This is a genomic window from Flavobacterium sp. (assembly GCF_028712645.1).
In the GTDB taxonomy this organism is placed as follows: domain Bacteria; phylum Bacteroidota; class Bacteroidia; order Flavobacteriales; family Flavobacteriaceae; genus Flavobacterium.
In genome coordinates this window covers 9724-17514 of the sequence record NZ_JAQTPQ010000044.1, presented here as the reverse complement: position 1 = coordinate 17514, position 7791 = coordinate 9724, and the positions used below count along the sequence as shown (strand labels likewise).

The following is a 7791-nucleotide window of genomic DNA, read 5'->3' as shown; positions in this document are numbered from 1 at the left end:
GCGAGTAGATGGAGCAACTAATAACTACAACTAAAATAAAAGTACTGAATGTTTTCATTTAATTTCTAATATTATTTTTAATAACTTATTGATAACCAAATCTACATATTTAAAACTATTTTTTTTTAAATATGATTTACTAAAACAGCCTGTAACTATAAAATCACAGGCTGTTTTAGAATTACTAACCACAAAAATCACCAAGTATATATCCCGTGTCTTTAGGATAGTTGGGTTCTTAAAAATCTAAATTAATTTTACAATGATAATATTATATAAATCATAGGAATTTCAAAAACCTCTTATTAGTAAAGAATACCCTTAATGAGAAATTATTGCAACAACCACATAGACTTATTAACATCATCAAAACCATCGAATTGGCGACTTACCGCTTCTAAATAATTAACATCATTAAAAGTTGCCTCAGATGAAGGATATGAATTTCGTAACGGAATAATATTCACATTGTTAATATTCATACTAGTAGCAGGATTAATAGGAAAATCTGGATAGCCATTTCTTCTATATTCCCAATAACTATAATCTCCATCTTGTAGAAAGTTTATAAAATAGCGTTGCAACCAAATTTGTTTTAATTGCTCATCAGTAGTAGCTTTAAAAGCTGCTTCGCCGGTAAAATAACCACTAATATATGCTGCATTTATTGGCATGCTGTGTGAGTAAGTAGAAGAAACTGACATTACACTTGTAAGAGCTGCTTTTACTCCTTCTTCATAATATCCTTGGGCAGTTCCCGAAGTAATCCATCCTCGAACACGAGCTTCTGCTATGATCAGTTGTTGTTCTGCATAAGTAAGTAGCATACGGGGTTCGGTGGTTGCATCTTTTTGATAACGTAAATTGATTGCAGAATATTTTTTCGCAGTCCATTCAGCACTTAAGACATCATAATCATCTGAAACATTACACCCAACATAAGCGGCTGGATTTGTTTCAAGTAAACCTCCAGTAATCTTAGATCTCGCAGGTTCAGCATAATAAAACATACGTCTATCATTTAATAATTTCATAGGGTCAATTATTAAAGTACTCATCATTGCTCTGCTGGTAAAAATATTTGATGGACTGAAAGTTGGGTAATAATTTTGGGTCGAATAGACTAATCCAAAATAATTTGCCGAACTGTTCAATAATTCTCCACTAGATGCAATTTGAGAAAAGCGATTTTTGACATCTAAAGATGCTACAGCTTCTTTTTTGCTTAAAGTCATTAATACTTTTAGTGCAAATGAATTAGTTGCTCGTCTCCATTTATCTGGATCACCATTAAAAGGAGTTGGATCACCAGCAAATGTTGCTCCGTTAGCAAAAAGTTGTTCAGCAGCTTTTAAATCATCTAAAATGTTTTTAAACACCACCTCTTGTGTGTCGTATTTTGGTTTAGTTAATCCTGTAGCTCCTTGTCCTGCTTCAGCATAAGGAATATCTCCCATTGACATTGTCATTCGGAATAAAATCCAAGCTTTAGCAAATTTGCCAACTCCTTCATACGAATTTTGAACCGGCAAAGCAACAGTAGCTTTGGCTGATTCCACCATTTTATCAATATTGGGCAAAACTGTAACTCCTCCAAAAGAACCTGAACCTATACTATTGTATTGAGATCCCATTCGACCTTCATTAGCATATCCCACATATTTAGGGAAGGCACTATTAGAAATAAATGCTTTAGCATCACCTCCAAATTTTGTTATACTCAATATTACATTAGTACATAACAAAGAGGGAACTGGTATTTCAGGGGCATTTGGGTTAGAATTGATATTGTCAAAGTTGTTGTCACAACTCGACAACAAAATGAAAGTAAAGATAACCACACCTGCTATTTTAGTTATATTTTTCATAGTTTTAAATTTTAAATTTTTTATCAATCTTTCCATTAGAAATTGGCTTTAATGTTAAATCCAACAAATCGTTGTGATGGGTCACTAAAATTTTCAGTACCACCATCTGGATCCGAATATTTGAAATCTTTTGCTTTCAAATACAAGTTTTGCCCTACCGCAGAAAAAGACAACGATTTTGCGTGCAAAATATCTAAAATATCTTTTGGGAAGTCAAAGCTTATTGACATCTCGCGTATTTTAAAGAAAGTAGTGCTCAGTGTTTCAAGAGGACCTGGAGCACCACCCCAAGCGGTTCCTTTGTGCAATTTGTTGATGTAAGATTCATAAGTAACTTTTACATCATTTGGCGCATAAGTACGAGTATCAGTAAGTATACCATCTTTATCATAAGTAAAATCACCCGAAACTACTTTTACACCAGTTCCTACGTAATTTTTTGAACCTGGATCGTTAGCGTCTAAAAATCGTTCTGGAACAACTGAATCTGGGTGGTTACCTGAAATCCACATATACATTTCTGTTCTGGTTTGTGCTAAACCACCAACGCGGCCATCTACAGAAGCATTGAAGGTGAAATTTTTGTATTTAAGCATTGTATTTAAACCCCAAGTAAATTTTGGATCTGCATAACCAACTCTTGTTTGAAAAGGGGCATAAACAGGTAAGCCATTTGAATAAATAATATTTCCTTGTGGGTCTTTCATTAATTCGTTAATAACATAAGCATCTGCTCTTTCACCCACTTTTACCCAGGTATTGTTTGAAGAATAGATAGGATCTAGTTTTGAATAATAAATGGCTGATGACGCCCAGTTAAAACCTAAATTCCATTGCCAATCAGTTCTTTTTATTGCGGTAACATCTAAAGAAGCCTCAATACCTTTACGTGTTTGTTCTTCCCCAGTATTAATCAATGCGGTATAAAAACCTGAAGAGGAGGAGATGCCAGCATTAGTGATACCATCAAAATAACGTTTTTCATAATAAGTAACATCTAACGAAACTCTTTTCTTGAAGAAACTTATAGCTGTACCAGCTTCATAAGTTTCATTTCCATCTGAACGCAAATTAGTTGGTCTTATTGATGTAGGCAGAGATTGACCTGAGAGACTTCCCCAGACATTATTAGATAAAGAATAAGTAGAATTAATGGAAAAAGGGCTTGGAATATTTCGAGCGGTAGTCCAAGAACCACGAATTTTCCAGAATGACAGCCAATCTGTTTTTGGTAATAGCTCAGACAAAACCAAACTTCCTGAAAGTGAAGGATAACTATAGGAACGTGTAGCAGCAGACAAAGTTGAAGCCCAATCGTTACGAATACTACCTTCTAAAAATGCAATGCTTTTCCAAGAAACTGCCAAACGACCAAACAAACTATTACTAGCTATACGAGATAAATAAGGGTTTACTTTTGCAGGCAAAATAGAAGATTTGAGAGAATAATAACCAGGAATTAAAAGGCCACCTTGAGTAAAGGCCTCAATTCCTTCGGTTTGTTTAAAATAAGAAGTTGCCCCTGCCAAACCTTCAATTGTAAAATCACCTAAAGATTTATTGCCCTCAAGTAAAAAATCATTGTTGTAACTATAGCCTCTACTAGTACCTTCATTATATGAACCTAATTGACTTTCACCCCAAACATCAGTACCTCCATCAATCACAGTTGAAGCTCCAGCAGAATGTAAGGAACTCATAGGAATTTGAATGGTTTGATGATCATTAAAGTTGTCATATCCTGTACGGAAAGTAGCTTTTAGCAAAGGGCTAAATTTATAACTTAATGCCAGTGTACCATTTATGACATCTCTGTTTAACGAACGGGTTCTTTCATAACGATCATAATATGGATTGTTATTTGTGTTTAAATAACTAGTGTTTTGCTGCTTATCTTTAACTATCCAATAGTCTTTTGTTGTTCGAACATCATAATCTGGAGCTGACCAAACTAATAAAGTGTACATAGGATCATAAGCGGTATAGCCATTAAAACCAACATTTGGAGAAGTTTGTTTGTTGTAAGTCAGTGAGGATGATAAAGTAAATTTATCCATTCTCATTTCACCACCTATTGAATAAGTAATTTTATCGTAAACAGAATTGGGATATTGTCCTTGATTTTTTACCCAAGAAGCCGATGCTCTTAGATTTCCATTTTCGCCTTGTTGTACTACACTAAAATTATTGTTCATAATATAGCCTTGGCTAATAAAATTGGCAAAATTATCTTTTCCCACCGGTAAATAAGGACTTAACCCCCATTGTTTAGTAACATAATTCCATTGATTTACCATACGCCCATCTAATGGAACTCCCCAAGCACCATCTCCAGAAGTAGAAACTGTATTTGTATTATCGATAACGCGCCCAAAAGTAGATTGCATTTTAGGTATGGCCAAATAGCCTGCTGTGTACATACTACTACTATTAAAAGAAACTTCTAATCCATTTTTAGATGCGCCTTTTTTGGTAGTTACCATAATGGCTCCAACTTGACCACGAACACCATAAAGTGCAGAAGCTGTCGAACCCTTTAAAACATTTATAGATTCGATGTCGTCTGCTGGAACATCTCGCAGGGACATATTACCGTAAGGAACTCCATCGATAACTAAAAGTGGAGGGTCCTTCTCTCCACGTAGTTGAATTTCGGGTGCAGCAGCAAAATCAGTACTGTTTTTTACCAATAAACCAGCTACTTTTCCCGTTAGAGATGTAGCAACATCTACTCCACGAACTGTTTGCAAAGTTTCTCCTTTAACAGTTTGAGTTGCATAACCTATAGCTTTTGTCGATCTTTTTACACCAAGTGCAGTTACGACAACTTCTTTTAATTCTTCGTTTTGAGGTTTCAGATTTACATTGATAGTAGTTCTACCATTTATGGCTTCTGAGACAGAAGTATAGCCAATATAACTAACAATCAAGATGCCGTTTTTTGGAGCTTTTATCTGATAACTTCCATCCAAATCCGTAGAAGTCGCTTTAGGTGCTCCTTTGATTGAAACGGAAGCGCCTGGAATAGGTAGCCCGTTTTCGTCTATAACTTTTCCTGATACTGAAATATCTTGAGCTTGCGCAACTATTGTCAGTAGGAAAGTCATAATACAAAAAATAAGTGATTTTGTAAATTTCATTTTTTTCATTTTTTTATTAATTAGTTTGGTTAAAAAAGGATAGTGATAATTTGTTTTATTTATTTATTTTATTTTATTTTTTGGATGATATTTTATTAATATTAAAACTAAAGGCAGGACCCAATTTGATGACCTTTCAAATAGCTCTAAAATAGAATCCCCTGAAATAGGACGGCTTAAAGCTGTTAAAAAAGTCCAAAATAATGCCCAAAACAAAACAATTCTAATTGGGTAAATCAAGATTACAATCGCTACAATAATATCCAAAACACCAATATAAGGCATAATAGAAACGGCTTGCTCTCCCGAAAATCCGAAAGCCATTAATAAAGGAATCCATTTTGGATTTATTCCATAAGCGGTAATTCCATGTCCTAAAAAAGTTCCAAAAACACCAATTCGAGCAATTAGTTCTAATGGCTGTATTTTATTTTTTTCGCTTTTATTTAGTAGTAGAGAATTCATTTTTAATATTTATTAATTTGCGTTGGTTTTTCAAATTTTTCCTTTGAAATCAGTCTCCCGTTTTCATCATAAAACTTCCATAAGCCTGATTTTTGTCCCATAAAATAGATGCCTTTTTCTTTTTTATTTCCGTTTTCATAATACATAACCCAAAGGTCATTTACTAAATCATTCTCGAAATTACCTTGGGAGGCTAATTTTCCATTTTCATAATACAAAGCATATTCTCCCTGCTTTTCATTATCCATATAATTGACAAATTCCTTTAAATTTCTATTGTCATAATAGGATTTCCAAAGACCTGTTTTTAGTCCGCCTTTATAAAATTGTTCTGACAATAGATTTCCTTTTTCATCGAAAGAAACCCAAAGACCAATGTTTTCATCTCGATCATAAGCTCCTTTTTCTTTAACTGTCCCGTTCTGATAGTACGTTAACGAAATACCCTGTTTCATATCGTTCATATAATCTACCTCATTAAATAATTGCCCCGTTTCATACCATCTTTTCCAATGTCCCACCTTTGTATATTCTTTATGGTATTCCTCTCTAAAGGGTTTTCCGTTCGGAAAATATTCAATAGCTTTTCCGTATAAAATCCCATAATCGAAGTTTTTTTCAGATTGAAGTGTTCCATCTTCATAATAACTTTTGAAAATTCCATTTTCCTTATTATGGTCATAAGAACCTTCTGTACATTTGTTGCCGTTTTCAAACCAAGAAATATAAGCACCATTTAAGGTATCATTGAAATAAGTGCTTTCCGATTTTTTTTTGCCACTTGGAAAATAAGCAATCCAAATTCCTTCTTTCATTTTGTTTGCAAAAACACCTTCCTTGTCAATTGTTTTTGTCCCTTCAAAAAACAACTTCGTTTTTTCTCCATTGGAAACAGAACCAGTCGAATCTTGAGCAATCATTCCGAATGTCCAAAAAAATAAAATTATTAATATTGCCTTTGCTGCGTTTGTCATATTCGTTTTTTATAACCTTATTTAGGATTTACAATCACGTTCATATTATCACTTTTGTCATCAAAAGTTAATTTAACGATATAGGCACCAGCGCTTAATTTGATTTTATTGTCCCAAGAAATAGTTTGTAAGCCTTGCTCTAAGCTTCCTTTAAAAATGGTTTCAACCACTTTTCCTGACATATCTACTAATTGAATTTTGGCGTTAGATGTTGGATTTGGCATTACAACTGAAATCTTTGCATTTGAAACCACTGGATTTGGGTAAACTTTCAAGCCAAATTTGCTAACGTTGCCATAATCATTGACTCCCAAAGTATTATAAACAAAAGTATTTTCTGTTGACCAAGAGCTCCATTTTAAATTTTCATCACGGTAGCGGACTTTATAAAAGTACGTTTGACCTGTTGTGAGCCCGTAAGTTGAAATATCTAATTTCGAAATGTTTAAGCCAGCATTTTTGTTTATAGGCGTATAATTTGGTGCGCGAGTATCGTCATAAACATTATATTTATCTTGCTCCTTATTGATTAATGGAGTTATATAATCACCCGAAGTTGTCGTAACCTGAAATTGGCAAGTCTGTGGAATATCAACTCCTACCATTTGAGAAGCAACAAGTACTGTCCCATTTTCTATACCCAAAGCAGTTGGTGTTTGAGGAGCCGTTTGGTTTAAATTCAAATGGAATTCATCTACTAATTCGTTAGTTACTGGTCTGTTGCTATTTCCAAAACTAAAGGTCTTAGCGGTAAATGATTTATTATCTACATCAATATCTACTAAAGTCCAGCAATAAATATCTTTACTCACTTTTATTTCTGGATAATCCGTTTGGTTGGGATACATTCCCCAGCGATCCAATGCTGCTCCGGCACCGCCAGATAATTCCAGATACATATCGTGAGTTCCAGTGGCAATATCCGTCACGCCTCTTTCATAATTATGGGAATGACCATAAACAATTAGAGCATTTTTTGGATACTGTTTCAATTTTGGAAGAATATTGTTTTGTACAAAACTCTCGTTTCCGTCAGGCCATATTTCACTGTGTCCAGGATGGTGCAGAAATGAAAATACAAAATCAATATTGGCATCCGAATTAGATTCTTGTAATCTACTATCAATCCAGCTAATTTGATCCGCTAATTTATAATTGGCATTGCCATTAACTGCTATAATTTGAGTATTGCCATAAATATAATTATAAAATTTTTCGTTGTAGGAATGACCAACAGGATAACCATCGGTCAATTCTTCATATTTCATATATTTATAAAAGTTGGAAGAATCTCCTTCGTGATTTCCAATACTTATCATCGTTGGAATAGATGAAGTTAATGGA

At 34.0% G+C, this 7791-nt stretch carries 5 protein-coding genes; all 5 read right to left on the bottom strand.

Features of this window, described 5'->3' with window-relative positions; genetic code table 11:
* Positions 1-332: 332 nt before the first annotated feature.
* Positions 333-1868 carry a SusD/RagB family nutrient-binding outer membrane lipoprotein gene (locus PHC28_RS05250; RefSeq protein WP_300096973.1) on the bottom strand — a complete coding sequence of 512 codons (1536 nt, stop codon included), beginning with the start codon at positions 1866-1868 and terminating at the stop codon, positions 333-335.
* Between the two features lie 35 nt (positions 1869-1903).
* On the bottom strand, positions 1904-5008 hold the full coding sequence (locus PHC28_RS05245; RefSeq protein ID WP_300096971.1) for a SusC/RagA family TonB-linked outer membrane protein: 3105 nt from the start codon (positions 5006-5008) through the stop codon (positions 1904-1906).
* 63 nt (positions 5009-5071) lie between these two features.
* Positions 5072-5473, bottom strand: coding sequence for a hypothetical protein (locus PHC28_RS05240; protein WP_300096969.1), 402 nt, complete (start codon positions 5471-5473; stop codon positions 5072-5074).
* A 2-nt stretch (positions 5474-5475) separates the two neighbouring features.
* Positions 5476-6447: a toxin-antitoxin system YwqK family antitoxin gene (locus PHC28_RS05235; RefSeq protein ID WP_300096966.1), complete on the bottom strand. Its 972-nt coding sequence runs from the start codon at positions 6445-6447 to the stop codon at positions 5476-5478.
* Positions 6448-6464: 17 nt separating this feature from the next.
* Positions 6465-7791: T9SS type A sorting domain-containing protein (locus PHC28_RS05230; RefSeq protein ID WP_300096964.1), on the bottom strand; the 1327-nt coding region annotated here is incomplete at its 5' end.

What these genes read in the sequence shown, in the direction of transcription:
- PHC28_RS05245 (WP_300096971.1), bottom strand. Translation starts at nt 5,008, where the DNA reads ATGAAATTTACAAAATCACTTATTTTTTGTATTATGACTTTCCTACTG.
- PHC28_RS05240 (WP_300096969.1), bottom strand. Translation starts at nt 5,473, where the DNA reads ATGAATTCTCTACTACTAAATAAAAGCGAAAAAAATAAAATACAGCCA.
- PHC28_RS05235 (WP_300096966.1), bottom strand. Translation starts at nt 6,447, where the DNA reads ATGACAAACGCAGCAAAGGCAATATTAATAATTTTATTTTTTTGGACA.
- PHC28_RS05250 (WP_300096973.1), bottom strand. Translation starts at nt 1,868, where the DNA reads ATGAAAAATATAACTAAAATAGCAGGTGTGGTTATCTTTACTTTCATT.